The following is a 25938-nucleotide window of genomic DNA, read 5'->3' as shown; positions in this document are numbered from 1 at the left end:
AAAAACGCGGCAGTCGTGGCCGCAAGACGCATCAGTCGGCGGTCAACAAGGGGGGCTTGTCCCCGGACAGACGCTTTTGCGCGGGGCCATCGATCCGAAGTTCGATCTTGCCGTCCTTGACCCCAACTTTGACCACCCCGCCCTTCGAGAGCTTGCCGAACAGCAATTCCTCGGCCAGGGGTTTCTTGATGTTTTCCTGAATCACACGGCCCAAGGGACGTGCGCCCATCTTCTCGTCATAGCCCTTTTCGCCAAGCCATTCGGCGGCCGGGCGGGTCAATTCGATATGGACGTTGCGATCCAACAGCTGAGCCTCGAGTTGCAGCACGAACTTTTCGACCACCTGCAGGATCACCTCTTTGGGAAGCGGCGCAAAGCTGATTACCGCATCCAGTCGGTTGCGGAATTCAGGCGTGAACGTTCGTTCGATCGCGGCGGTATCCTCGCCCTCGCGACGGTCACGACCAAAGCCGATTGCAGCCTTGGCCTGTTCGGCCGCACCCGCGTTCGAGGTCATGATCAGCACCACGTTGCGGAAATCGACCGTGCGGCCGTTGTGATCGGTCAGGCTGCCGTGGTCCATCACCTGCAACAGGATGTTGTAGACGTCAGGGTGCGCTTTCTCGATCTCATCCAGCAGCAGCACACAATGCGGATGCTGATCAACACCATCAGTCAGCAAACCGCCCTGATCAAACCCGACATAGCCCGGAGGCGCACCGATCAGGCGGCTGACGGCGTGTTTCTCCATGTATTCGGACATATCAAAACGCAGCAGCTCGACACCCAGTGTATCGGCCAGTTGCTTGGCGACCTCGGTTTTGCCGACACCAGTGGGGCCCGCAAACAGATAGTTACCGATGGGTTTTTCCGGCTCGCGCAGGCCCGCGCGGGCCAGTTTGATGGCGCTGGACAGCGCCTCGATCGCGTTGTCCTGACCAAACACGACGCGCTTGAGCGATTTCTCCAGGTCTTTGAGAACCTCGGCATCGTCCTTGGAGACATTTTTCGGCGGGATGCGGGCGATCTTGGCCACGACGGCCTCGATCTCTTTGGCGCCGATGGTTTTGCGACGCTTGGATTCCGCGACCAAATGCTGGGCGGCGCCCGCCTCGTCGATTACGTCAATCGCTTTGTCCGGCAGCTTGCGGTCATTGATATAACGCGCAGCCAGTTCCACGGCGGTTTTGATCGCATCAGCGGTATAGCGCACGCTGTGATGTTCCTCGAAATAGGGTTTCAGGCCCTTGAGGATCTTCACCGCGTCCTCAACCGAGGGTTCCACCACGTCGATTTTCTGGAACCGGCGGCTAAGCGCGCGGTCCTTTTCGAAATGCTGGCGGAATTCCTTATAAGTGGTCGAGCCCATGCAGCGCAGTTTGCCGCCCTGCAGCGCAGGCTTCAGCAGGTTGCTTGCGTCCATCGCCCCGCCCGAGGTTGCCCCAGCACCGATCACGGTGTGAATCTCGTCGATGAACAGCACCGCGTCGGGGTGGTCCTCAAGCTCGGTCACGACGGCCTTCAGGCGTTCTTCGAAATCACCGCGATAGCGTGTTCCGGCCAGCAAAGCGCCCATATCGAGCGAGTAGATGGTGGTTTTAGACAGAACCTCGGGCGTTTCGCCCTGCACGATCTTGCGGGCCAGACCCTCGGCAATGGCGGTTTTGCCCACGCCGGGATCGCCCACCAGAAGCGGGTTGTTCTTGCGGCGGCGGCAGAGCACCTGAATGCAACGCTCGACTTCGGAATCGCGGCCGATCAACGGGTCAACATCGCCCTTGTTGGCCTTGGCGTTCAGATCCACGCAGTACTTCCCAAGCGCGGATTCCTTTTGTTCCACGGCTTCTTGTGCCCCGGGGGAAGTGCTGTGCGTCTCTTCTTCGGTCGCGCCCGAAATGGGGCGGGATTCGCCAAATGCGGGGTTCTTGGCCACGCCATGGGCAATGAAATTCACCGCGTCATATCGGGTCATGTCCTGTTCTTGCAGGAAATAGGCCGCGTTGGATTCACGTTCGGCGAAGATGGCGACCAGAACATTGGCGCCGGTCACTTCGGTCCGCCCCGACGATTGCACATGGATCGCGGCGCGCTGGATGACGCGCTGGAACGCGGCGGTCGGCACGGCCTCGGAGCCATCAATGTCGGTGACTAGGTTCGAAAGATCCTCGTCGATGAATTCTACCAGCGTGGTGCGCAGCTCTTCGGTGTCGACCGAGCAAGCCTGCAGCACGCGCAGGGCGTCGGGCTCTTCGATCAGGGCCAGAAGCAGATGTTCCAACGTGGCGAATTCGTGTTTGCGTGCGTTGGCCTGCGCCAGCGCAGCGTGGATCGCCTGTTCAAGTGTGTTCGAGAATGAAGGCAACGGGGTGCTCCTTCCAGATCTGGGTCGGTCTGCGGGATCGCAGGGCCAACCATGGCCTCATAAGTTTAAAGTTTGGTCGATAACCGCCCGGCTTCAAGTCTTTTCTGTCTTTTTTGTTTCACAAAAGGCGGCGTTGCTGGCTGTCTGAGCGGGTTTTCTCTTAAAAATTGTCCTTGCGTTTGCGTACTTCGGCAAAGACCTGCACCGGGTCGGCCCCCACCATGTTGACCGCTTTTTGGACGCCCGGCGTGTGTCCGCGCAGGAACGGGTTGGTCTCCAGTTCTTCGGCCAAGGTCGAGGGCACGGTGGGCTGCCCGGCGGCGCGTGCTTCGGCAACCGCCTGAACCCGAGAGATAAGCTGCGGATTGTCAGGGTCAACGGTCAAGGCGAATTTCCCGTTGCTTTGTGTGTACTCATGCCCCGAGCATACTGTGGTTTCAGGGTCCAGCGCGGCCAGCTTGGACAGGCTGGCATGCATCTGTTCAGGAGTGCCTTCGAACAGGCGCCCACAACCAAGGGCCATCAGGCTGTCGGCGGTGAACAGCAGTTTGCTGTCAGGCATGTGAAAGGCGATGTGCCCGTTCGTGTGACCTGAGACATCCATCACATGCACAGTCTCGGCGCCGAATTGAAATGTGTCGCCATCGGCCAGTTCCTGATCCAGCGGAGGCAGGCGATGGGCGTCAGCAGCCGCGCCAAAGACAGCGGCCGGATGATCTGCGGCCAAATCCGAGAGCCCGTCGATATGGTCCCAGTGATGATGCGTCAGAAGAACGTGCGACAGGACCCAGCCGCGCTTTTCCAAGGCAGCCTTTATGGGCGCGGCATCGGGAACGTCCACAACAGCAGTTTCGCCCGTTTCGTCATCATGGATCAGAAAAGAGTAGTTATCCGAAAGGCACGGGATCGTAACAAGCTCGACAGGCATGGTGTTTCCTTCTGTGATCGCTATGTTTGTTCCAGAGTACAGATCACAGGGCTGGCCGCAATGCATCTTGATGTACAAGATCTGCGCAATTTCTATTATCGGTCCACTTTGGGGCGCGCGGCACAAAAGGCCGTGCGCAATCAGTTGCTGCAAATGTGGCCCGAGGCGACAGGCCAAACCGTGGTGGGTTTCGGCTTTGCGGTACCGCTGTTGCGCCCGTACCTGGCCGATGCGCGCAGGGTCACGGCTTTGATGCCGGGGCCGCAAGGGGTGATGCCCTGGCCGGCGGGGATGCCCAACCTTTCCGTTCTATGCGAAGAAACGCAGTGGCCGATCGAAACTGGTCACGTGGATCGTTTGATCGTGATGCATGGTCTTGAAACCAGTGAACAGCCCACGGCGCTGCTTGAGGAATGCTGGCGCGTTCTGGGGCCGGGGGGCAAGGCGATGTTCATCGTACCGAACCGCGCTGGGCTGTGGTCTCGCAGCGACGAGACCCCCTTTGGCTTTGGCCGCCCCTACACGCTGGGTCAGTTGGAAACGCAGCTGAAGCTGCATCACTTCATGCCCGAGCGGAATGCCTCGACGCTCTATCAGCCGCCGTCGCCACGGCGTTTCTGGCGCAAGACGGGTGAGCTGTGGGAGAAGATGGGCGCCTCGATGTCCGTTGTCGTTTCGGGCGGGGTCATCATGGTCGAGGTGTCCAAGCGCGTGCACGCGCCCTTGGGGCCTGGTTTGAAAGAGGCCGTACGCCGCCCGCTGAAAGTCCTGAGCCCCAGCCCCGCGACCGAACCGGCCTAGCACAGCGGTCGGGTTTTGCCGATTTGAACGGTGCCGAATCCTATGCGTAGGTGGCAGATTGAAATGGTTCGATTGCGCCAAAACCCGGCGATTACCGTCACGTCAACCGTGCCGCATCCACGTGATAGCGATAACGTTTGTGACGCCTTGTGCGGTTAAAAGGCCCAAAACAACCATTAACGGGAAAAAAATGCGCTTAAAAAACCGGTTCAAACCGTCGCACTTTGGTTAAGTATCTGAAATGCAAAGGTATTCAATTGTATACTGCGTTCTTCTGGCAGCTTGCTAGGTGAGGAATGCTCTGCTAAACCCACGCCGATTTTGATACTTTGACGTAAATCAAAGGTCCAAACGTCCTCGGCTCGGAATTCAGGATATTTCGGACGGGGCCTTAATAGTCGGAAGGGTGGACGTGTCCGAACCAGCTTCGATTTCCTCTGGCATTGCCTCGCGCTATGCCACCGCAATTTTCGAGATTTCGAAAGAGAGCAATTCTCTGGAGACTCTCGAAGCAAATGTTACCGATCTTGCAGCAGCCCTGGGCGCCAGCACTGATCTGAATGCGCTGATCGGTTCGCCGGTTCTGTCGCGCGATGATCAGGCCAAAGCCATCGCAGCCGTTGCCGACAAGATGAGCCTGGCAGACGTCATGAAAAACGGTCTGGCCGTGATGGCGGAAAAACGCCGCCTGTTCGTGCTGCCTGCGCTGCTGAACGAACTGTCCGCGCTGATCGCCGAAGAAAAAGGCGAAGTGACCGCCGAGGTCGCAAGCGCGAAAGCGCTGACCAAGGCGCAATCGGAAAAACTGGCCAAAAGCCTGGCCGCACGCGTCGGCAAAGACGTGAAGATCAATGCGACCGTTGATGAAGATCTCATCGGCGGTCTCGTCGTTAAAGTGGGCTCGAAGATGATCGATACCTCGATCCGCTCCAAGCTCAACTCCCTCCAGAATGCAATGAAAGAGGTCGGATAAATGGGTATCCAAGCTGCAGAGATTTCTGCGATCCTGAAGGACCAGATCAAGAACTTCGGTCAAGAAGCCGAAGTGGCCGAGGTTGGCCGCGTGCTCTCCGTCGGTGACGGTATTGCCCGTGTCTACGGTCTGGACAACGTTCAGGCCGGTGAAATGGTCGAGTTTCCGGGTGGCATCATGGGCATGGCCCTGAACCTTGAAGCTGACAACGTCGGTGTTGTGATCTTCGGTTCGGACCGTGACATTAAAGAAGGTGACACCGTCAAGCGTACCAACTCGATCGTGGACGTTCCGATCGGTGAAGGTCTGCTGGGTCGCGTTGTTGACGGCCTGGGCAACCCCCTGGACGGCAAAGGCCCCATCACTGGTGTCGAGCGCGGCATCGCCGACGTGAAAGCCCCCGGCATCATCCCCCGTAAATCGGTGCACGAGCCGATGGCAACCGGCCTGAAATCGGTTGACGCGATGATCCCGATCGGCCGTGGCCAGCGTGAGCTGATCATTGGTGACCGTCAGACCGGTAAAACTGCCGTTGCTCTGGACGCGATCCTGAACCAGAAATCCTACAACGACGCCGCCGGCGACGACGAAGGCAAGAAACTGTACTGCGTTTACGTCGCAGTTGGTCAGAAGCGTTCGACCGTTGCTCAGCTGGTGAAGAAGCTGGAAGAAACCGGCGCGATGGAATACTCGATCGTGGTTGCTGCAACCGCGTCCGATCCTGCACCGCTGCAGTTCCTTGCGCCCTACGCCGCAACTGCAATGGCCGAGTTCTTCCGTGACAATGGCCGCCACGCTCTGATCATCTATGATGACCTGTCCAAACAGGCCGTTGCTTATCGTCAGATGTCGCTGCTGCTGCGTCGCCCGCCGGGCCGTGAAGCTTACCCCGGTGACGTTTTCTATCTGCACTCCCGCCTGCTGGAACGTTCGGCCAAGCTGAACGAAGACTTCGGTGCTGGCTCGCTGACCGCGCTGCCGATCATTGAAACCCAGGGCGGCGACGTGTCGGCGTTTATTCCGACCAACGTGATCTCGATCACCGACGGCCAGATCTTCCTGGAAACCGAGCTGTTCTACCAGGGTATCCGTCCTGCTGTGAACACCGGTCTGTCGGTTTCGCGTGTGGGTTCGTCGGCTCAGACCAAGGCGATGTCCTCGGTTGCTGGTCCGGTGAAACTGTCGCTGGCTCAGTACCGCGAGATGGCAGCGTTCGCCCAGTTCGGTTCCGACCTGGACGCCGCCACCCAGCAGCTGCTGGCCCGTGGTGCCCGCCTGACCGAGCTGATGAAACAGCCGCAGTATTCGCCCCTGACCAACGCTGAAATCGTCTGCATGATCTTTGCAGGTGTGAACGGCTATCTGGACAAGGTCGAAGTCAGCGATGTTGGCCGCTTCGAGGCCGGTCTGCTGGGCCACCTGCGTGGCAAGCACGCCGAGTTGCTGGAGTGGATCACCACCGAAGATCCGAAGATCAAAGGCGATGCAGCCGACAAAGTCAAAGCAGCGCTGGACGAATTCGCAGCTGACTTCGCATAAGGGGGAGATAAGGCAATGCCGAATCTCAAGGACCTAAAAAACCGGATCGCGTCGGTCAAATCGACCCGCAAGATCACCAAGGCCATGCAGATGGTTGCCGCGGCGAAACTTCGCCGCGCGCAGGATGCTGCCGAAGCCTCGCGTCCCTACACAGAACGTTTCAACAGCGTTCTGGGTGGGCTGGCTGCTTCGGTTGGCGGATCTGACAGCGCCCCCAAGCTGCTGAGCGGCACCGGTGCCGACCAAGTTCATATGCTGGTTGTCATGACCGCAGAACGTGGTCTGTGCGGTGGCTTCAACAGCACCATCGTGAAACTGGCCCGTGCGAAAGCTCAAGAGCTTATCGCGCAGGGCAAGACGGTTAAAATTCTGACCGTCGGCAAAAAAGGCCGTGAGCAGCTGAAGCGTGAAATGGGGGACCTGATGGTCTCGCACGTGGATCTGTCCGAGGTGAAAAACATTGGCTACGCCAACGCACAGGATGTCGCCCGCGACCTTCTGAACCGCTATGACGCGGGCGAATTTGACGTGGCCACGATTTTCTTCAACCGCTTCCAGTCGGTGATCAGCCAGATCCCGACCGCGCAGCAGATCATTCCTGCCAAGTTTGACGAGCCCGCGGCTGATGCAGCCACGACGCTTTACGACTATGAGCCGGATGAAGAGGCCATTCTGGCTGACCTGCTGCCGCGTGGTGTTGCCACCCAGATCTTCGCTGCGCTTTTGGAAAACGCAGCGTCCGAGCAGGGTGCACGTATGTCCGCAATGGACAACGCAACGCGCAACGCGGGTGAGATGATCGACAAACTGACCATCGAGTATAACCGCTCGCGTCAGGCTGTGATCACCAACGAGCTTATTGAAATCATCTCGGGCGCTGAAGCGCTCTAAGAACCGGAGACGAAACATGGCAAACGCAAAAGGCAAAATCACTCAGGTGATCGGCGCCGTTGTGGACGTGCAGTTCGAGGACGCCCTGCCGGAAATCCTCAACGCACTGAACACCGACAACAATGGTAAGAAACTGGTTCTGGAAGTTTCCCAGCACCTGGGCGAAAACACTGTTCGCTGTATCGCAATGGACGCGACCGAAGGTCTGGTTCGCGGTCAGGAAGTCGTTGACACCGGCGCACCCATCTCGGTGCCCGTTGGTAACGCGACCCTGGGCCGTATCCTGAACGTCGTCGGCGAGCCCGTTGACGAAAAAGGCCCCGTAAACGCAGAAGAAACCCGTTCCATCCACCAGCCCGCACCGGATTTCGACGAACAGTCGACCGAGTCGGAAATCCTGGTGACCGGCATCAAGGTTATCGACCTGCTGGCTCCCTACTCGAAGGGTGGTAAAATTGGTCTGTTCGGTGGTGCCGGTGTTGGTAAAACCGTTTTGATCATGGAACTGATCAACAACATCGCAAAAGTGCACTCGGGTTTCTCGGTGTTCGCAGGTGTTGGTGAGCGTACCCGTGAAGGGAACGACCTGTACTGGGAAATGATCGAATCCAACGTGATCAAGCCCGACAACCTGGAAGAATCGCAGGTTGCTCTGGTTTACGGTCAGATGAACGAACCTCCGGGTGCACGTGCGCGTGTTGCTCTGACCGGTCTGACCCTGGCAGAACAGTTCCGCGACCAGTCCGGTACCGACGTTCTGTTCTTCGTGGACAACATCTTCCGCTTCACTCAGGCAGGCTCCGAGGTTTCGGCGCTGCTGGGTCGTATCCCCTCGGCCGTGGGCTACCAGCCGACGCTGGCCACCGACATGGGTGCGATGCAGGAACGTATTACCTCGACCAAGAACGGTTCGATCACCTCGATCCAGGCCGTGTACGTGCCTGCGGATGACCTGACCGACCCTGCACCGGCAACGACCTTTGCCCACTTGGACGCAACTACCGTTCTGAACCGTGCGATCTCGGAACTGGGTATCTACCCGGCCGTTGACCCGCTGGACAGCTCGTCGCGTCTGATGGACCCGGCAGTTGTTGGTGAAGAACACTACAACGTGGCCTTCCAGGTTCAGGGTATCCTTCAGCGTTACAAGTCGCTGCAGGACATCATCGCGATCCTTGGCATGGACGAACTGTCGGAAGAAGACAAACTGACCGTTGCCCGTGCTCGTAAAATCCAGCGTTTCCTGTCGCAGCCCTTTGACGTTGCGAAAGTGTTCACCGGCTCGGACGGTGTTCAGGTTCCGCTGGAAGACACCATCTCGTCGTTCAAGGCTGTTGTGGCCGGCGAATACGATCACCTGCCCGAAGGCGCCTTCTACATGGTTGGCGGCATCGATGAAGTGATCGCTAAAGCCGAGAAAATGGCGGCCGACGCGGCCTAAGGAGGGCCATTATGGCTGATACTGTTCAATTCGATCTGGTCAGCCCCGAGCGGAGCCTTGCTTCGCTGGTGGTTGAACAGGTCCAGATCCCGGGTGCGGACGGGGACATGACGGCCATGGCCAACCATGCTCCGACCATCACCACCCTGCGTCCTGGCGTGCTGCGGATCTCGGGCCCGGAAGGCGAGGCTGAATATGTTGTGACCGGCGGTTTCGCTGAAATCACTGCTGACGGCATTTCCGTTCTGGCCGAGCGCGCAGTTCCGCGTGCCGAAGTGACCCAAGAGCACCTCGATGAGATGCTCAAGGCCGCCTCGGAAGCGCTGAGCCAGGCCAAGGAAGTGTTCAAGAACGAGCCTGGTCCGGTTGATGACGCAGCCAAACTGCTGGCCGATATGGTTGCCATGGGCGGCCACATCGGTCTGGACACCAACGCTGCGAACAACTGATCTACGTTCAAACGACATCCTAGAAAGGCCCCGGAAAGCTCCGGGGCCTTTTTTCTTGCCTGGGCCGGGGAATGCGGCACTATGGGGCTGCACATAAAACGGGCAAAATAATAGCCATGAAGATTTTGAATACGGGTCACGTTGCCGTGACTCAGGGAAATGCCGATCTGTTCGAGGATTTCGAAGACGGCGGAGAGATGTGGACCGGAGAGGGTACACGCGAACGCCGTGTCCACATTGCCTTTGAACGGGCCTTTTCCGCGCCTCCCAGTGTCCATTGCGCGCTGTCCCTGTGGGACGTCGATTACTCGACCAACATGCGCGGGGACGTAGACGTGGACAAGATTACCCCAAAAGGGTTCGAGATCGTGTTTCGGACTTGGGGAAATACGCGCGTCGCACGGGCCAGGGCCAGTTGGATGGCAATTGGCACCATCATTGATGACGACATGTGGGAAGTTTAGGGTCGCACCATTGGCACGACCCTGAAAGGCTTAGCCCTTGAACTGACCTTCGTAGATCGGCTCCAGCGTATCTGTTTCGAACAGTGACGATACCGAGGTGCCGTTCCAGATGTTCAGGATGGCCTGGGCGAACATCGGCGCGGTTGGCAGGATGCGGATGTTCGGGGTGGCCTCGACGGCTGCGGTCGGCTGGATCGAGTCGGTGATGACCAGTGATTTCATGACCGAGTTGGTGATCCGTTCAACTGCGGGGCCGGACAGAACACCGTGCGAGATATACGAGTGCACCTCGGTCGCGCCGTGTTCCAGCAGGATCTCGGCCGCTTTACACAGGGTGCCGGCGGTATCGCACATGTCATCGACGATGATGCATTTCTTACCCTCGACATTCCCGATCACGGTCATTTCGGCGACCTCACCGGGTTTCTCGCGGCGTTTGTCCACGATCGACAGGGGGGCGTTGATCCGTTTGGCCAGCTCGCGGGCACGAGCCACGCCGCCAACGTCGGGGGAAACGACCATTACGTCTTCCATCGAGCCTTCGAACTGTGTCTGGATGTCCAGCGCAAAGATCGGCGAGGCATAGAGGTTATCCACGGGGATATCAAAGAAGCCCTGGATCTGAGCAGCGTGCAGGTCCAGCGTCAGGATACGTTCGATCCCGGCCTCGACCAGCATGTTGGCAACCAGCTTGGCGCTGATGGGCGTGCGGGCCTTGGTGCGGCGGTCCTGACGGGCATAACCGAAATAGGGGATCACGGCGGTGATACGCGAGGCCGACGAGCGGCGCAGCGCGTCGGACATGATCAGCAGCTCCATCAGGTTGTCATTCGCGGGACGCGAGGTCGGCTGGACGATAAACATATCTTCGCCGCGGACGTTCTCGTAGACCTCGACAAAGATCTCCTGATCGTTGAACCGTTCGACGCGGGCATCCACCAGGCCGATGTTCATTCCGCGATGGATGGACATCCGGCGTGCGATGGATTGGGCCAAGGGCAGGTTGGCATTGCCTGCGATCAGCTTGGGTTCGTTCAGAGTGGGCATGGCAGCAGTTCCCCAGAGTGGTCGATATGACAGATTCGTGTCGTTGACACCGCATAGCATCCCACTACCGTCAGGCAAAGCTATGCGCACGAGGGAGGGGCAGAAATGCCACATATCGACTACTATTTTTCGACGCTTTCACCGTATTCCTATCTGGCGGGCAGCCGGATGGAGCAGATCGCGAACAAACACGGGGCAAGTGTCACCTATCGCCCCTTCGATATCATTGCTGCGTTCCCTCGAACCGGGGGGCTGCCGCAGGGCCAGCGGCATTCGTCTCGTAATGACTATCGCGCGCAGGTGCTGCCGCGGACGGCCAAGAGGCTGGGAATGGCGTTCAACCTGCAACCTGCGCATTGGCCAGTGAATGCTGCGCCGTCTTCTTATGCAATCATCGCGGCGCAAGCCTCTGGAGGCGGCGATGTTGGCGCCTTGGTTCAGGCAATCTTGCGTGCCACTTGGGCCGAAGAGAAGGACATATCCGATGACGCGGTGATCAAGGCCTGTCTTGAGAGCGCGGGGTTTGATCCCGGTCTGACCGACAGTGGTCTGCTGATGGGGGCCGAGACCTATGCCCGTAACCTTGAGGATGCGGTCAGCGCGGGCGTTTTCGGGTCGCCCTTCTATGTGGTTGATACCGGGCAGAAATTCTGGGGTCAGGACAGTATTGATGATCTGGATCTGCACTTGGCGGGCAAGCTGTAAGGCTTAGCCCAAAAGGTCTAAAAACCTGTCGATCTGGGCGTTCTGGATCGACCAGTCACAGACAAATCGGCCGGTCAAAGGCTCGTCCGGGTCGTCGCCTTCAAGCGTACCGCGGGTGATATAGTAGGTCGCGCCGCCATCATGCAGTCGCTGGTGCAATGCGCGCGGCATGTCCGCGAAAATGATGTTGGCCTGAGGCGGAAACAGGATTTGAATGCCCTGCGCCGTGTCGAACCCGGCGGCAAGGCGGGCGCAGGCAGCATTCGCGGTGTCGGCCATGTCGCGCCACAGATCGCCGCTCAGATAGCCCAGAAACTGCGCCGACAAATACCGGTGCTTCGAGAACAGATGCGCCCCGCGCTTGCGGCGCAGTTCGAACTCCCACGCTTTGGCGGGGTCAAAAAAGATCACGGCCTCGACGCCAAGGCAGCCGTTCTTGGTGCCGCCAAAGCTGACGGCGTCAATACCCGCCTTCCAGCTCATTTCGGCAGGCGAGCATCCCAACGCGGCCACAGCATTGGCGAAGCGCGCGCCATCCAGATAGGTCGGCAGGCCAAATTTGCGGGCGACGGCGGTCAGCGCCTGTAGCTCACTCAGGCTATAGACCTGTCCGCGTTCCGTGACCTGAGTCAGCGATACCGGCCCGCGCTGCGGGCCATGCACACCGCGCGTTTCTTCGGCCAGAATGGCGGTGCGAAGGGCATCGGGTGTGATCTTGTCCGCATTGCCCACCAAGGTCAGCTTGGCGCCGCCCGAGTAAAATTCGGGTGCGTTGCATTCGTCTTCGTGGATATGGGCGGTGGGCGCGCAGAACACCGTCTGCCAAGGGTCGCCCAAAGTCGCCAGCGCCAAGGCGTTTGCCGCTGTGCCGGTTCCGACCAGATAGATCGCGGCGTCGGGGGCCTCGAACAGATCACGCAGCTGGGTGCGGACCTTGGCCATTTCGGCATCAGCACCATAGCCCATCGCATAGCCCTGATTTGCGTCCGCCACGGCCTGCATCACCTTCGGATGCACAGGCCCTGCATTGTCCGAAGCGAAAAACATCAGCGCGGCTCCTCTATCAGGTGGTCTTCCCAGTCATCTTCGTCGATCTCGAATTCGGGCACTGTTATCCCTTGGACCGAGACACCAGCCCGGTGCACGCTTTCAGGATCGCCCGAGATCAGCGGATGCCAATTATACAGTTTATGGCCGTTCCACAGAAGTTTATAGGCGCAGGTTTCCGGCATCCAATAAAGGTTCTTGTCGATGTTACCGGGCTTCAGAACGATGCATTCGGGAACGAACTGGTGGCGAATTTCATACTGCGTGCAGCGGCACGTTTCGTCATCCAGAAGACGGCAGGCGACGCGGGTCAGGGCGACCTCGCCGGTGTCTGCATCCTCAAGCTTGTTCAGGCAGCATTTGCCGCAGCCGTCACACAGCGCTTCCCATTCATCGCGGGTCATGTCCTTCAGTGGGACGGTTTCCCAGAACCGGGGCCGGGTCATAGCGCGCCAAGAATATCGCGGGCCTGAAGGCAATCCTTGTCCATCTGCGCAGTCAGGGATTCCAGCCCATCGAACTTCATTTCAGGGCGCAGATAGTCGACCAGTCCGATGGACAGAGGTGTGCCATAAAGATCGCCGGTGAAATCGAAGATGAAGGTTTCCAGGTTCGGCTTTTCGCCGTTGAACGTCGGCCGCACCCCGATCGAAGCGGCGCCGTGGTAGCTGCCTTTGTGGGGGCCTTCCAGCACGTCGACCAGAACCGCATACACACCCATTTTCGGCTGGTGCAGCCCGTCGATGGACATGTTCGTGGTCGGATAGCCCATTTCGCGGCCGCGTTGGTCGCCACCGATTACTTCGCCCTCGATCCGGTGCCAGTGGCCCAGCATCGCGGCAGCATCGCGCGGGCGGCCATCCGTCAGCGCTTGGCGGATCGCGGTAGAGGACACCTCGCCGGTGTCACCCTCGATCAGCTCGGTCACAGTGACCCCAAAGCCCATTTGATCGCCAAACCGTATCAGATCTTCGGTCGAGCCTTTGCGGCCCCGCCCAAAGCAGAAATCCGCGCCCACGATCACATGTTTCAGGCCCAGCCCGTCCTTGATGACCTTCTGCGCGAAATCTTCGGGCGTCAGGCCGGACAGGGCGGCGTTGAAGTTCAACTCGTATAGGCGCTGGACGCCCAGTTTTTCCAGCCGGTGCGCCTTGGCTTCGCGGCTCATCAGGCGAAAGGCCGGGGCGTCGGGGGCGAAATACTGGCGAGGGTGCGGCTCGAAGGTCATGACGCCCAGTGGTGCGCCGATGGCGTCGCCAGCTTTGCGGGCCAAGTCGATTACCGCCTGGTGGCCCAGGTGGACGCCGTCGAAGTTGCCAATCGCAACCGAGGCGCCGCGGTCCTCTTCGTTCACATAGGTATGGTCACGGATGATACGCATTTCGAAGGCCTAGCGGCCCACGGCAAAATGCGCAAGCAGGGATGCGCCCCAGGCTTGACCAGCGACGCATCATTTTTTGCCTTGTCAGGCGATCAGTCGAATTTACGCGACGGTGCCAGCACGGTGGCTTCGCCGACCAGAACCTTCTTGCCGTCGACCATGCAGCGGCAGTCCAGCTTGACCCGGCGTTTCTGGTGTTCGATATCCACGACCTCGACCTCGGCCGTTACCATGTCGCCCGGGCGGACCGGCGCCAGGAATTTCAGGCTTTGGCCCATGTAGATCGTGCCATGGCCTGGCAGCTGTTCGCCGATCACGGCCGAAATCAGCCCTGCCGTCAGCATCCCATGGGCGATGCGGCCATGGAACATGGTGTCCTTGGCGTATTCTTCATCCAGGTGCACCGGGTTGTGGTCGGTCGAGACCTTGGCAAACATTTCGATATCTTCGTCCGTGACGACTTTCCGCACATGACGGGTCATCCCCATCTCGATATCTTCGATGCAGATCGTTCCACGAGGTAAATTGTCCAACATCCGACCCTCCGTTTGGTTCGGTGAGTAATTTTTGGGCGTTCGCGGCCCTCATGTTGGAACTTTATTACTTTGCAGTCGCAGAAAATCAAGTCCTAATTGGATTAACGGAGTTGTCCAATGGTATAGGTTGGCATGGACATTTCCCTTTGCAGATAGGCGGTTAACGCTTCTGGGTCCGGTTGGTGCGACGTTTTGGTATCTGCGCGGGCCAGACCGCCACTGATGAACAGGGAATCGATGTCTTCGCCGGTGGCGCCTTTGATATCGGTCTGGGCGCCATCGCCGATGGCCAGAATCTGGCTGTCCGGGATATCGTGACCCAAAGCGTACAGGCGCCGCCGCGCCAGATCATAGATTGGCGGATGGGGTTTGCCGAAGTACAGGCTTTCTCCGCCCATTTCGGTGTACAGGCGCGCGACCGCACCGGCGCACCATTCGCGCACTTCGCCGCGGTCCACGACGATGTCGGGGTTGGCGCATAGCAGCTTCATTCCCTTGGTCTTGGCATAGAGCAGCTGGGGCCGCAGATCGGCGGGGTCCGCCATCGGGTCGAAGGGGCCACAGCACACGATGCCCTCGGCCTGATCCAGATCGACCAGTTCGATGTTCAGCGGATCTTCCAGCAGCTTCAGCGGTGTAAAGAACTCTTCGTCCCGCTCCCACTCGCCCATGAAGAAGACCTTCTCGCCAACGGCGCCCCGGAACATGGCCGAGCGCGCACTGTCCCCCGAGGTGGCGATCGTGTCCCATGCATCGGTGGGGACGCCGAATTTCTGAAGCTGAACCTCGACCCCCGCGCGCGGCTTGGGCGAGTTGGTGACCAGAACCACGATCCCGCCCTTGCGGCGATAGTCTTGCAAGGCGGTGACGGCCTCGGGCATGGCTTGAACACCATCATGAACACAGCCCCACAGGTCCACGAACAGAGCGTCATAGCGGCTGGAAATCTGGGCAAGCGAGGAAATAATCTGGGTCATCGGGGCTCTCGGACTGGCAATGGCTGTTTGCCGCCTGTCTATCACACCACTATGACGCCGCAGCACAAATCGGCCCTCAAAGAACCCGAAATGGGCCTGCAACGAAAAAGGGCGCCCCGCTGGACGCCCTTTCGAAACTTGTCAGAGTTCAGATCAGACCTTCAGGTTGGGGATGATTTGTTTCTTCCGGCTCATGACGCCTGGCAGGACAACGGTGTCGCCGGTCACGGTGGCGCCAAAGGATTTTTCAGCAACGCCTTTGATCACGTCGTTGGGGACCAGCAGGGTGGCTTCTTCGTTCAGGATGTCCACGGCGAACAGCAGAACTTCGTCAACGCCGTCCTCTTTGGCGACTTCGGCGAACGAGGCCATCAGGCTGTCTTTGCGGTCCAGAACCAGCTTGGGTGCGGTGGTTTCCAGAACCGAAACGCGGAAATTGGTGCCGTCGACTTCGTATTTTTTCGAGTCCATGCGGATCAGCTCGGCGTCCGAGAAGGCCGAGATATCGGATTTTGCTTCGAACATTTCCGAGGCATAGGCGGCAACGTCGACGCCCAGATCGGCGGCCAGCGCCTCGACCACTTCGCGGTCACGATCGGTGGTGGTGGGCGAGCGGAATTCCAGCGTGTCCGAGATGATGCAGCTCAGCGCGGCGCCTTTGATGGCTTCGGGCATCTTGGCGGCGTCGTCACCCATCAGGTCGTACATGATGGTGGCGGTGCAGGCCAGCGGACGGATGGTGATATCGATCGGGCCTTTGGTTTCCAGGCCGCCGACCAGCTTGTGGTGGTCGATGATCGCGGTGATGTCCGCATCGTTGATGTTCTCGGGCAGTTCACCGGGGTTGTTGGTGTCAACGATGACGACGGGTGCGCCGGCTTCGACACCATCGATGATCTCGGGCTTGTCCAGGTTCCAGCGTTCCAGCACGAACAGAGCTTCGGTGTTGGGCTCACCCAGCAGTTTGGGGGCGGCGGCAACGCCTTTGATCTCGTTCAGGTACCAGGCCCAGACGATGGGCGAACCGGTCGAGTCGGTATCGGGGGATTTATGGCCAAAAACCTGGGTGGTCATGTTGAGATTCCTTAGATTCATCAAAAAGGGGCTGTTGTCGGGCTTATAGGCAGCGGAAAAAGGATTGTCACGCGCCTAAAATGCCGCGTTTCAGGGCTGATTCAACGAAAGCCGTTCAACCGAAAATCCCGCCTTTTCCAGCATCCTGAGGACGCCGTATTCCCCCGGCAGATGTAGGGCGCCAACAGCGACGAAACTGGGTGTCTGCGTCAGCTCCGGTGCCAGCGTTTCCCCCCACTGCTGATTGCGTCCAATGATCAGGTCATCCAGCAGCTGCGTTGTGAATTCTTGCAGCTTTGCCGCATCCTTTGCGGGGACGGTCGCGGCCAGAGTTTCGAAATAATGCAGGGTATAGACCCAGGCCACCTGCGTCTCTTCCTGGAAATAGAAGGCCGTGATCCCCGAGGTTGTCGGGTCCTCGGGCAGGTCCAGCATCAGGCCCCAGCGCATGTCTTCGACCTGTTTGGGCAGCGGGTCCTTGGCGAAATAGGCCAGCAGATCGCCAACATCGTCCAGGGATTGCACGGGTTTGTTCAGGTCTACGGCAGTGGCTTCGATGCTTTTGTCGATGCCGAACCGTTTGGCCTTCAGGTCCTCCATCGCGCATTTCGGCAGCATCATTGAAAATCCCAGAAACCAGGGTTGAAGCTTGGCCGCCATGAAAGGAGGCGTTCCACGACCTTGCAGTTTTTCGACTAGTTTCGCCCAGGCTTCGGGGCCCAGCCGGTCCATCAGGCTGGGGCCTTCGGTGATGGAGTAGAGGTCCGGGTTTTTCCCAAGCAAGGTCTTCATTTTGGCCTCGCTTTTTTTGGTCACCTCAACCAGCACCTGTTCGGAAGACGCAATCAGGGGCTTCAGGCGTTCGAGCGAGGCCGCATGGCGTGGATCATACAGATGCATCGTGCCAAAAATGTACGAGGTCACGCCGTCCTTCTGGACCTGCCAAAGATTACCGCGATGAAAAGGGGCTTGGGCGGCTTTGGCCCGTAGCTCGGTCAGGACTTGGGGGGAAATGTCCAGCTTCTCGGTGCAGCGGGCCTGCGCCAGAGGAGCGAGACAGATCAGGAAAATGGCGAACAGAATACGGGTCATACAGGCCTCGGTTGTGAAGTGATGCTGGCACGATACCAAATTACAGCAGCGCAGCAACTGGGGTTGGACTGGCGCGCGCGGCGCAGTAGAAAAAACTATGGCCAAGATTTCCGAAACTGACCTCTATGATCCGGTGAAACGGTTCTTCCAGGCCTTGGGTTATGAGGTGAAATCCGAAATTGGCGCGGCGGATGTTGTGGTCATGCGCGCAGGCGAACCCCCGGTGATCATCGAGCTGAAGACCGGCTTTTCCCTGACATTGTTGCAGCAGGCTGTGGCGCGTCAGGCTTTGACGGATCAGGTGTATGTGGCAGTCCCCCGGTGGAAGGGGCGCACGGGATGGCGGGCGTTCAAGGGCAATGTTGGTCTGTGCAAACGGCTTGGGCTGGGCGTGATCACGGTCAAGCTGGATACAGCCGAAGTACAGGTGCACCACGACCCTGCGCCTTTCCGCCCGCGCAAGATCAAGCGGCGGCAAGACACGCTTATGAAAGAGTTCGAGAGACGTCAGGGCGATCCCAACCAGGGCGGGGCGGTGCGCAAGGGGCTGGTGACCTCGTACCGGCAAGAGGCGCTGCGCTGCGCGGCCTATTTGGCCGAACACGGACCCAGTAAAGGCAGCCTGGTTGCCAAAGGCGCCGAGGTGGCCAAGGCCACGACGATGATGCGCGACAATCACTATGGCTGGTTCACCAAGGTCAGTGTCGGCACATACGATTTGTCCGATGCAGGTCGCGAGGCGCTTGTGACCTAAGTGAAATTCATGCTGCAGCGCCGCATGAAAATTTGTCGAATTTGTCCGGACAATCAGTTGACTCCCCTCTGTGCTGTTCCTAACTATGCCGCCGTTAGCACTCGACAATGGTGAGTGCTAACGGCCTCGCTTCATGAGGAGGAGGCCAGAGGGAAACTTTGAGCTTAGGAGTCTCAGAGATGGCATTTAAACCGCTACACGACCGCGTGCTGGTACGCCGCGTTGAAAGCGAAGAAAAAACCGCAGGTGGGCTGATCATCCCCGACAGCGCCAAAGAAAAGCCGGCGGAAGGCTTGGTTGTCGCCGTTGGCGCAGGCGCGCGTGACGAAGATGGTGATCGCATCTCCATGGACGTCAAAGAAGGCGACCGCATCCTGTTCGGTAAATGGTCCGGCACCGAAATCACCATCGACGGTGAAGAGCTGCTGATCATGAAAGAATCCGACATCATGGGCACCCTGTCCTGATCGTCGACGACAGAATTTAAGAAACAGGAGCAAGCACAATGGCTGCTAAGGACGTAAAGTTCGGAACCGACGCCCGCAACGCGATGCTGCGCGGCGTGAACATTCTGGCTGACGCCGTGAAAGTGACCCTGGGCCCCAAAGGCCGTAACGTGGTCTTGGACAAATCCTTTGGTGCGCCCCGCATCACAAAGGACGGTGTGTCGGTCGCAAAAGAGATCGAACTGGAAGACAAGTTCGAAAACATGGGCGCCCAGATGGTCAAAGAAGTGGCCTCGCGCACCAATGACGAAGCTGGTGACGGCACCACCACCGCGACCGTTCTGGCCCAGGCCATCGTTCGCGAAGGTCTGAAGCAGGTCGCAGCTGGCCTGAACCCGATGGACCTGAAGCGCGGCATCGACGTGGCAACCGCCACCGTCGTTCAGTCGATCAAAGACATGGCCCGCGAAGTGAAAGACTCGGCAGAAGTTGCCCAGGTCGGCACCATCTCGGCCAACGGCGAAGCCGAAATCGGCCAGCAGATCGCTGACGCGATGCAGAAAGTCGGCAACGAAGGCGTGATCACCGTCGAAGAGAACAAAGGTCTGGAAACCGAGACCGATGTCGTCGAAGGCATGCAGTTCGACCGCGGCTACCTGTCGCCCTACTTTGTCACCAACCCTGACAAAATGATCGCAGATCTGGACGACTGCCTGATCCTGCTGCACGAAAAGAAACTTTCGTCGCTGCAGCCGATGGTTCCCCTGCTGGAACAAGTCATCCAGTCGCAAAAGCCCCTGCTGATCATTGCCGAGGACGTCGAGGGCGAAGCCCTGGCAACCCTGGTTGTGAACAAACTGCGCGGCGGCCTGAAAATCGCTGCTGTGAAGGCTCCGGGCTTCGGCGATCGCCGCAAGGCAATGCTGCAGGACATCGCAATCCTGACCGGCGGTCAGGTCATCAGCGAAGATCTGGGCATGAAGCTGGAATCGGTGACCATGGACATGCTGGGTTCCGCCAAGAAAGTGACCATCACCAAAGACGAAACCACCATCGTCGACGGTGCCGGTGAAAAAGCCGAGATCGAAGCCCGCGTTGGCCAGATCCGCACCCAGATCGAGGAAACCACCTCGGACTACGACCGTGAAAAACTGCAAGAGCGCGTGGCCAAACTGGCTGGCGGTGTTGCCGTGATCAAGGTCGGCGGCATGACCGAAGTCGAAGTGAAAGAGCGCAAAGACCGTGTCGATGATGCTCTGAACGCGACCCGCGCTGCTGTTCAGGAAGGCGTGATCGTCGGTGGCGGTGTTGCCCTGGTTCAGGCCGGCAAAGCCTTGGAAGGTGTCAAAGGCGCCAACTCTGATCAGGACGCTGGTATCACCATCGTGCGCAAAGCTCTGGAAGCTCCGCTGCGTCAGATCGCTGAAAACGCTGGTGTCGACGGCGCCGTGGTTGCTGGCAAAGTACGCGAGTCCGATGACAGCACCTTCGGCTTCAACGCTCAGACCGAAGAATATGGCGACATGTTCTCGTTCGGTGTGATCGATCCTGCCAAAGTGACCCGTACCGCTCTGGAAGACGCGGCATCGGTTGCTGGCCTGCTGATCACTACCGAAGCCATGGTTGCTGACAAGCCGTCCGAAGGCGGCGCTGCTGGCGGCATGCCCGACATGGGCGGCATGGGCGGCATGGGCGGCATGATGTAAGTCACGCCATCCAGTCGGATGAATTTGGGGTCGCCTTCGGGCGGCCCCTTTTCTTTTACGCAGTCTGTGCCACTTTACCCGGCATGAAGTTGTTCGTTCTGACCGCCCTAACCATGATCGCCTTTGCCGCCAACTCGGTTCTGAACCGAATGGGGCTGGACAAGGCGGGCATGGACCCGCTGCATTTCGGTACCATCCGGCTGTTTGCGGGCGCGTTGACCCTGGCGGTGTTGGCCCTGATCCTGCGCCGGGGGCTGCAGATCCGAGGGCCCGGTAGGGTGCTGTCGGTGCTATCCTTGATCATCTATATCTACGGTTTTTCAATCGCTTACGTAATGTTGGATGCAGGCTTGGGTGCGTTGATCCTGTTCGGCATGGTCCAAGTCACCATGTTCGCCGGCGCGGTACTGAACCGCGAGGCCATCCCGCCCTTGCGCTGGCTGGGGGCAGGGGTGGCCTTTGCCGGGCTGGTCTGGCTTTTGTGGCCCCGTGAGGAGGTCTCGGTCCCGTTGTTCCACGCAAGCATGATGGTGCTGGCGGGGGTTGGTTGGGGCGTTTACTCGCTGGTGGGGCGCAAAGCGACAGACGCGTTGCAGGCGACCGCGGCTAATTTCCTTTTGGCCGCACCAATCGGTTTGGGGTTGGGGTTTTTACGCCCAGCTGTCAGCGACATTTCTCAGTTCACCACAGAGGGCGTTGCTCTGGCGATCCTGTCCGGCGCCATCACCTCGGGGTTGGGATATGCGCTGTGGTACAGCCTGATCCCGGCCCTGGGCGCGGGGCGTGCTGCGGTTGCGCAGCTTTCGGTTCCGGTCATAGCTATCGCGGGCGGAGCCGTCTTCCTTGCTGAATGGCCCGACCTGCGCTTCGTCATTGCGGCCCTGATCGTGTTGGGCGGGGTGGGGCTGTCGCTGCGGGCAAAATAAAAGGCCCACCGGATGGCGGGCCTTTTGAATTGGATCGGGAGCTTGTTAGCCCAGTTTTTCGGTCAGTTCAGGGACGGCGTCGAAGAGGTCAGCGACCAGACCGAAGTCTGCGACCTGGAAGATGGGTGCTTCTTCGTCCTTGTTGATGGCGACGATGACCTTGCTGTCTTTCATGCCGGCCAGGTGCTGGATCGCGCCCGAGATGCCCACGGCGATGTAGAGCTCGGGGGCGACGACCTTGCCGGTCTGGCCCACCTGCCAGTCGTTCGGGGCAAAGCCGCTGTCGACTGCGGCGCGGCTGGCGCCAACGGCGGCGCCCAGCTTGTCAGCCAGGGCCTCGATCAGGGCGAAGTTCTCCTCGGAGCCGACGCCGCGACCACCCGAGACAACGACGCCTGCCGAGGTCAGTTCGGGCCGGTCGCTTTCGGCAACCTTGTCCTCGACCCATTCGCTCAGGCCGGGGTTGGCTGCGGCGGCAATCGCCTCGACCGGGGCCGCAGCACCGGTGCCGGCCGCGTCAAAGGTCGAGGTCCGAACCGTCAGTACCTTCTTGGAATCGTTCGATTTAACCGTCTGCATCGCGTTGCCGGCATAGATCGGGCGTTCAAAGGTCGACCCGTCCACAACCGCCGTCACATCCGACAGAACCATCACGTCCAGCAGCGCCGCGACGCGCGGCAGGATGTTTTTCGCCGATGCCGTAGAGGGGGCAACGATATGTTCATAATTGCCTGCCAGGCTGACCAGAAGGTCGGCCACAGGCTCGGCCAGGCCGTTGGCATAGGCCGCGTCATCGGCAACCAGGACCTTGGACACACCATCAATGGTGGCGGCCTCATCGGCAGCCGCTGCAGCGCCGGCAACCAGGACGGTCACATCGCCCAGGGCCTTGGCCGCGGTAACCGCCTTGGCGGTGGCGTCCAGCGCCAGCGCGCCGCCCGAGATTTCTGCAAGGAGAAGAACAGCCATTACACGACCCCCTTTTCTTTCAGTTTGGCCACCAGGTCATCGACCGAGCCGACGATCTCGCCAGCTTGACGTTCCGACGGTTCGGCGGTTTTGACGATTTCCAGACGCGGGGCGGTGTCGACGCCGTAATCGGCGGCGGTTTTCTCGTCCAGCGGCTTCTTCTTGGCCTTCATGATGTTCGGCAAAGAGGCATAGCGCGGCTCGTTCAGGCGCAAATCGGCGGTCACGATCGCCGGCAGCTTGACCTTGATGGTCTGAAGACCGCCGTCAACTTCGCGGGTCACAACGGCCGCATCGCCGTCAATCTCCACCTCAGAGGCAAAGGTCGCCTGACCCCAGCCCGTCAGCGCCGCCAGCATCTGGCCGGTCGCGTTCATGTCGTTGTCGATCGCCTGCTTGCCCGCAAGAACCAGGCCGGGCTGCTCTTCGTCGATCACGCCCTTCAGGATCTTGGCAACCGCCAGAGGTTCGATGTCCTGGTGCACGTCATCAGCCGCAACAACCAGGATCGCCCGGTCCGCGCCCATGGCCAGGGCAGTGCGCAGCGTCTCCTGCGCTTGTTTCACGCCGATCGAGACGACGATAACCTCGTCCGCCTTGCCTGCTTCTTTCAGACGGATCGCCTCTTCAACGGCAATCTCGTCGAACGGGTTCATCGACATCTTGACATTCGCGAGATCGACACCGCTTCCGTCCGCCTTAACACGAACCTTAACGTTGTAATCAATCACGCGTTTAACAGGTACTAGTACCTTCATTTGCGCGGTCTCCTTCCAATGGTGGGGGCGCGCGAAACGACTCCCCACGAAATGCTCTTGGATGTGATATATTCTTGCTCGCCGAGTAAACAGAGCAAAATCGACCTGAATTGGCTAAAGGACGCCGCGTTTACCGAAAAAAATTGTAAGATGTCTTACAAAAATGGCGATTTCATCCAGCCGGGGCCGAAGAGGTTAAGAAGGATGAATGTTTGAAGGTGGCGGCCGTTTCCCGGCGCGCCGTTGATTCCCCAGGCGAAAGACCGGTTATCGGTTTGCGCCCGGCACCCACAGCACATCGGTATCGCCGTTGTCATTTGCCACGCGGGCGGCAACGAACATCCAGTCGCTCAGCCGGTTGAGGTATTTCACCGCCGCTGGGTTCACATCCTCGATCAGGGCTAACTCGACCGACAGGCGCTCGGCCCTGCGAGAGACTGTGCGGCACAGGTGCAGATGCGCGGCAAGGGCCGAGCCGCCGGGCAGGATGAAACTGCGCAGCGGCGACAGGGCCGCATTCATCGCGTCAATCTCGGTTTCCAGGCGTTCCACCTGGGTGTCGGCGATGCGCAGGGGCGGGTACTCGGCCTTTGCGTCCTTGGCCATGTCGGGGCGGCACAGGTCCGCGCCAAGATCGAACAGGTCGTTCTGAATGCGCTCCAGTGCGGCGTCCAGGTCCCCGGTCGCGTGCAGCCGGGCCATGCCCAGTGTCGCGTTGGTTTCATCGACGGTGCCATATGCATTCACGCGGGCCGAGTTCTTGGCCACGCGTTCGCCGTTGCCCAGGGCGGTGTCGCCCTTGTCGCCGGTCCGGGTGTAGATCTTGTTCAGAACAACCATGTCATCCCCCCGAGCGCAGCCAGACAAACAGCAGGATCATGGCCACGGCAATGAACTGAGCCACAATGCGCAGGCGCATGATCTTGTTCGCGTATTTACGGTTGAAATCACCGCCCTTGGCGAAGCCGCCAATGCCGGTCATCAAAATCACCACGACCGCCAGGCAGGCGATTGCAACGACATAGAACAGGGGATCGTCCTTCATCCGGATGGGTCCTTTTATAACTTAGCCCTGATGTAGTCGCATCGGACGAAAAAGCGAACCCTCGTTATTGTCGCGTCAGCCTTTGGCCAGAATCCAGTCCAGCGCGCGCGATGGCAGGATGCGCCGCAGGGCTCCCATGATATGGGTGGCCTTGGTGACATAATATCTGGGCCGCGGGTTGTCACTGTTCAGAATTCGCAGCAGCTTTTGCGTGACTGCCGAGGGGGGCAGCTCGAACAGGTCCGTACCCTCTTTCTTGGCATAAAGACGCGGGATCAGCGCATCGCGGTATTGCTGGGCCCGGGGCGAGTTTTGCCAGTCGATCCATTTTTCGAAATAGGGAACCGAGTTGGCTCGGATGCGCGAGGTCACGGGGCCGGGTTCCAGCAGCACCACCTTGATATTGGTGTCGCGCATTTCGATCCGCAGGGTGTCGGTCAGGCCCTCAAGCGCGAATTTGCTGGCGTTATAGGCCGATCGCCAAGGCGCCACCACGATCCCCAGAATGGACGAGCAGTTGATGATGTAGCCATGCCCCTGCGCCCGCATCACCGGGATCACCCGGCGGGTCAGGTCGTGATAGCCCAGCACGTTGACTTCGAAAATCTCGCGTAGCGCCGCGCGGGGCAGATCCTCGGCGGCGCCGGGGCATGCGAAGGCCCCGTTGTTGTAAAGCGCGTCCAAAGTGCCGCCCGTCTGCTCAAGCACCCAATCCAGTGCGCTGGCGATGCTGTCCTCGTCACCATAATCCAGCTGGCAGCTTTCGAGCCCCTCGTTTTGCAGCCGTTGCACGTCCTTTTCCTGGCGGCAAGTGGCAAAAACGCGCCATCCGGCCCGGTGCAACCCGTGCGCCACGTCATAGCCAATACCCGAGGAACACCCGGTGATAAGAATTGATTTGCGCATCTGTCTGGCCTCAACCTGCTCGGGTCACGTTCCGGACATTGGCCTAGGAGAATTCGCGCAAGGTTGCAACGCTGGGCTTAGCTGGTGGCCTGTTCCAGCAGACGCGCGGCGATCCAGCCGATCCGGCCGGTATCCTCGACCTTCAGCTTGACCCAACATTGCCGGGGTCCTGAAGGATTTCAACGCGCGTGCCTTGGGTGAGTTTCAGGATCACATTGTATCGTGTGCTGGGCCCGTTTCGAACATTGACGCGAGACCCACGCACCTGGCGGATATCTGCAGCCGGTTCTGGTTGCGCGGATATCGTTGCGATTGCGGCAGGTGTCTGGGCTGCGGGTTTGATCTGCACCTCGGTGGGATCAAAGGCGGCACGGGTGACCATGACCTCGGTCACGACCCGCTCTTCGGCCGCTTCGGCTTGCCGGGTTGCTGCGGCTTGTGCCGCCGCCAGTTCGCGATCTTCTTCCAGTTGCAGGGCGGCCAGTTTTCGGGCCTCCAGATCCTTGGTGAAGTCAGCGCCGCCGCTAAGTTCGTAAAAACCCCGGCCAAGAAAAAGCAGCGACAAAAAAACAAAGCGCGACATGGCGCATCCCCTTTACCCAATACTCAAACGAATGCAGCCATCATAGCACAAGCCGTTGAATTCATTTATGGGGAAAGCCGGCAGACTGTTCCCCCGCCGGGAAAACAGCGTTAACATATCCAGAACGGACAAGGCGCG

The 25938-nt window shown here is 59.4% G+C and carries 28 protein-coding genes; 12 read left to right on the top strand and 16 right to left on the bottom strand.

Going from position 1 to position 25938, the window contains the following annotated elements; translation table 11 throughout:
• Positions 1-31: 31 nt before the first annotated feature.
• Positions 32-2362 (bottom strand): ATP-dependent Clp protease ATP-binding subunit ClpA, encoded by a 2331-nt coding sequence (gene clpA, locus ACOQOQ_RS02030; RefSeq protein WP_420568491.1) that lies wholly within the window; start codon positions 2360-2362, stop codon positions 32-34.
• A gap of 160 nt (positions 2363-2522) precedes the next feature.
• Positions 2523-3290 carry a hydroxyacylglutathione hydrolase gene (gloB, locus tag ACOQOQ_RS02025; RefSeq protein ID WP_420568490.1) on the bottom strand — a complete coding sequence of 256 codons (768 nt, stop codon included), beginning with the start codon at positions 3288-3290 and terminating at the stop codon, positions 2523-2525.
• 60 nt (positions 3291-3350) lie between these two features.
• On the opposite strand from gloB, the gene ACOQOQ_RS02020 reads away from it, so the two are divergent.
• The 7 genes from ACOQOQ_RS02020 (at position 3351) to ACOQOQ_RS01990 (ending at position 9848) form a co-directional block, all read left to right on the top strand.
• Entirely contained in the window at positions 3351-4091 is a 741-nt protein-coding gene (locus ACOQOQ_RS02020; RefSeq protein ID WP_420568489.1) for a class I SAM-dependent methyltransferase, read from the top strand.
• A 412-nt stretch (positions 4092-4503) separates the two neighbouring features.
• Positions 4504-5064 (top strand): F0F1 ATP synthase subunit delta, encoded by a 561-nt coding sequence (locus tag ACOQOQ_RS02015; protein ID WP_420568488.1) that lies wholly within the window; start codon positions 4504-4506, stop codon positions 5062-5064.
• Positions 5065-6603, top strand: coding sequence for a F0F1 ATP synthase subunit alpha (atpA, locus tag ACOQOQ_RS02010; protein ID WP_420568487.1), 1539 nt, complete (start codon positions 5065-5067; stop codon positions 6601-6603). It begins immediately after the preceding gene.
• A gap of 15 nt (positions 6604-6618) precedes the next feature.
• Positions 6619-7494 (top strand): F0F1 ATP synthase subunit gamma, encoded by an 876-nt coding sequence (locus ACOQOQ_RS02005; RefSeq protein WP_420568486.1) that lies wholly within the window; start codon positions 6619-6621, stop codon positions 7492-7494.
• A 16-nt stretch (positions 7495-7510) separates the two neighbouring features.
• Positions 7511-8935: a F0F1 ATP synthase subunit beta gene (atpD, locus tag ACOQOQ_RS02000; RefSeq protein WP_420568485.1), complete on the top strand. Its 1425-nt coding sequence runs from the start codon at positions 7511-7513 to the stop codon at positions 8933-8935.
• A gap of 11 nt (positions 8936-8946) precedes the next feature.
• Positions 8947-9384, top strand: coding sequence for a F0F1 ATP synthase subunit epsilon (locus ACOQOQ_RS01995; protein ID WP_420568484.1), 438 nt, complete (start codon positions 8947-8949; stop codon positions 9382-9384).
• Between the two features lie 116 nt (positions 9385-9500).
• Positions 9501-9848: an H-type lectin domain-containing protein gene (locus ACOQOQ_RS01990; protein WP_420568483.1), complete on the top strand. Its 348-nt coding sequence runs from the start codon at positions 9501-9503 to the stop codon at positions 9846-9848.
• A 30-nt stretch (positions 9849-9878) separates the two neighbouring features.
• Here the strand turns inward: ACOQOQ_RS01990 and ACOQOQ_RS01985 are convergent, their stop codons facing one another.
• A complete protein-coding gene (locus ACOQOQ_RS01985) occupies positions 9879-10895 on the bottom strand; it encodes a ribose-phosphate pyrophosphokinase (RefSeq protein WP_420568482.1) in 1017 nt (338 codons plus the stop codon).
• Positions 10896-11000: 105 nt separating this feature from the next.
• Between ACOQOQ_RS01985 and ACOQOQ_RS01980 the strand changes: the two genes are divergently transcribed.
• On the top strand, positions 11001-11600 hold the full coding sequence (locus ACOQOQ_RS01980; protein ID WP_420568481.1) for a 2-hydroxychromene-2-carboxylate isomerase: 600 nt from the start codon (positions 11001-11003) through the stop codon (positions 11598-11600).
• 3 nt (positions 11601-11603) lie between these two features.
• Here ACOQOQ_RS01980 and ACOQOQ_RS01975 read toward each other — a convergent pair whose 3' ends face one another.
• The 7 genes from ACOQOQ_RS01975 to ACOQOQ_RS01945 form a co-directional block, all read right to left on the bottom strand.
• On the bottom strand, positions 11604-12647 hold the full coding sequence (locus tag ACOQOQ_RS01975; protein WP_420568480.1) for a threonine aldolase family protein: 1044 nt from the start codon (positions 12645-12647) through the stop codon (positions 11604-11606).
• Positions 12647-13093, bottom strand: a complete 447-nt coding sequence (locus ACOQOQ_RS01970; protein ID WP_420568479.1) for a YcgN family cysteine cluster protein — start codon at positions 13091-13093, stop codon at positions 12647-12649. Before ACOQOQ_RS01970 ends, ACOQOQ_RS01975 begins: the two co-directional genes overlap by 1 nt.
• Entirely contained in the window at positions 13090-14028 is a 939-nt protein-coding gene (locus tag ACOQOQ_RS01965) for a bifunctional riboflavin kinase/FAD synthetase (RefSeq protein ID WP_420568478.1), read from the bottom strand. Before ACOQOQ_RS01965 ends, ACOQOQ_RS01970 begins: the two co-directional genes overlap by 4 nt.
• A gap of 92 nt (positions 14029-14120) precedes the next feature.
• Positions 14121-14564 carry a MaoC family dehydratase gene (locus ACOQOQ_RS01960; protein ID WP_420568477.1) on the bottom strand — a complete coding sequence of 148 codons (444 nt, stop codon included), beginning with the start codon at positions 14562-14564 and terminating at the stop codon, positions 14121-14123.
• Between the two features lie 101 nt (positions 14565-14665).
• Positions 14666-15541: a TIGR01459 family HAD-type hydrolase gene (locus ACOQOQ_RS01955; RefSeq protein WP_420568476.1), complete on the bottom strand. Its 876-nt coding sequence runs from the start codon at positions 15539-15541 to the stop codon at positions 14666-14668.
• A 153-nt stretch (positions 15542-15694) separates the two neighbouring features.
• Positions 15695-16615: a manganese-dependent inorganic pyrophosphatase gene (locus tag ACOQOQ_RS01950; RefSeq protein ID WP_420568475.1), complete on the bottom strand. Its 921-nt coding sequence runs from the start codon at positions 16613-16615 to the stop codon at positions 15695-15697.
• Between the two features lie 90 nt (positions 16616-16705).
• Entirely contained in the window at positions 16706-17707 is a 1002-nt protein-coding gene (locus tag ACOQOQ_RS01945) for a TraB/GumN family protein (protein ID WP_420568474.1), read from the bottom strand.
• Positions 17708-17804: 97 nt separating this feature from the next.
• On the opposite strand from ACOQOQ_RS01945, the gene ACOQOQ_RS01940 reads away from it, so the two are divergent.
• The 4 genes from ACOQOQ_RS01940 (at position 17805) to ACOQOQ_RS01925 (ending at position 21539) form a co-directional block, all read left to right on the top strand.
• A complete protein-coding gene (locus tag ACOQOQ_RS01940; RefSeq protein WP_420568473.1) occupies positions 17805-18461 on the top strand; it encodes a DUF2161 domain-containing phosphodiesterase in 657 nt (218 codons plus the stop codon).
• 179 nt (positions 18462-18640) lie between these two features.
• Positions 18641-18928, top strand: coding sequence for a co-chaperone GroES (gene groES / locus ACOQOQ_RS01935; protein ID WP_420568472.1), 288 nt, complete (start codon positions 18641-18643; stop codon positions 18926-18928).
• 38 nt (positions 18929-18966) lie between these two features.
• Positions 18967-20613, top strand: a complete 1647-nt coding sequence (groL, locus tag ACOQOQ_RS01930; RefSeq protein WP_420568471.1) for a chaperonin GroEL — start codon at positions 18967-18969, stop codon at positions 20611-20613.
• 83 nt (positions 20614-20696) lie between these two features.
• Complete coding sequence (locus ACOQOQ_RS01925) at positions 20697-21539, top strand: DMT family transporter (RefSeq protein ID WP_420568470.1); 843 nt, start codon at positions 20697-20699, stop codon at positions 21537-21539.
• Between the two features lie 45 nt (positions 21540-21584).
• Here ACOQOQ_RS01925 and ACOQOQ_RS01920 read toward each other — a convergent pair whose 3' ends face one another.
• The 6 genes from ACOQOQ_RS01920 to ACOQOQ_RS01895 form a co-directional block, all read right to left on the bottom strand.
• On the bottom strand, positions 21585-22508 hold the full coding sequence (locus tag ACOQOQ_RS01920) for an FAD-binding protein (RefSeq protein ID WP_420568469.1): 924 nt from the start codon (positions 22506-22508) through the stop codon (positions 21585-21587).
• Complete coding sequence (locus ACOQOQ_RS01915) at positions 22508-23266, bottom strand: electron transfer flavoprotein subunit beta/FixA family protein (RefSeq protein WP_420566854.1); 759 nt, start codon at positions 23264-23266, stop codon at positions 22508-22510. Before ACOQOQ_RS01915 ends, ACOQOQ_RS01920 begins: the two co-directional genes overlap by 1 nt.
• A gap of 267 nt (positions 23267-23533) precedes the next feature.
• The gene (locus ACOQOQ_RS01910) at positions 23534-24106 is read right to left on the bottom strand and encodes a cob(I)yrinic acid a,c-diamide adenosyltransferase (RefSeq protein WP_420568468.1); all 573 of its coding nucleotides are present in this window, start codon (positions 24104-24106) and stop codon (positions 23534-23536) included.
• A 1-nt stretch (position 24107) separates the two neighbouring features.
• Positions 24108-24311, bottom strand: a complete 204-nt coding sequence (locus tag ACOQOQ_RS01905; protein WP_420568467.1) for a twin transmembrane helix small protein — start codon at positions 24309-24311, stop codon at positions 24108-24110.
• Positions 24312-24386: 75 nt separating this feature from the next.
• Positions 24387-25217, bottom strand: a complete 831-nt coding sequence (locus ACOQOQ_RS01900; RefSeq protein ID WP_420568466.1) for an SDR family NAD(P)-dependent oxidoreductase — start codon at positions 25215-25217, stop codon at positions 24387-24389.
• Between the two features lie 142 nt (positions 25218-25359).
• Positions 25360-25800, bottom strand: a complete 441-nt coding sequence (locus tag ACOQOQ_RS01895) for a hypothetical protein (RefSeq protein ID WP_420568465.1) — start codon at positions 25798-25800, stop codon at positions 25360-25362.
• Between the last annotated feature and the right edge of the window lie 138 nt (positions 25801-25938).

The sequence above is a fragment of the Thalassovita sp. genome (assembly GCF_965218685.1).
In the GTDB taxonomy this organism is placed as follows: domain Bacteria; phylum Pseudomonadota; class Alphaproteobacteria; order Rhodobacterales; family Rhodobacteraceae; genus Thalassobius.
This window is presented reverse-complemented; position numbering and strand designations above follow the sequence as displayed.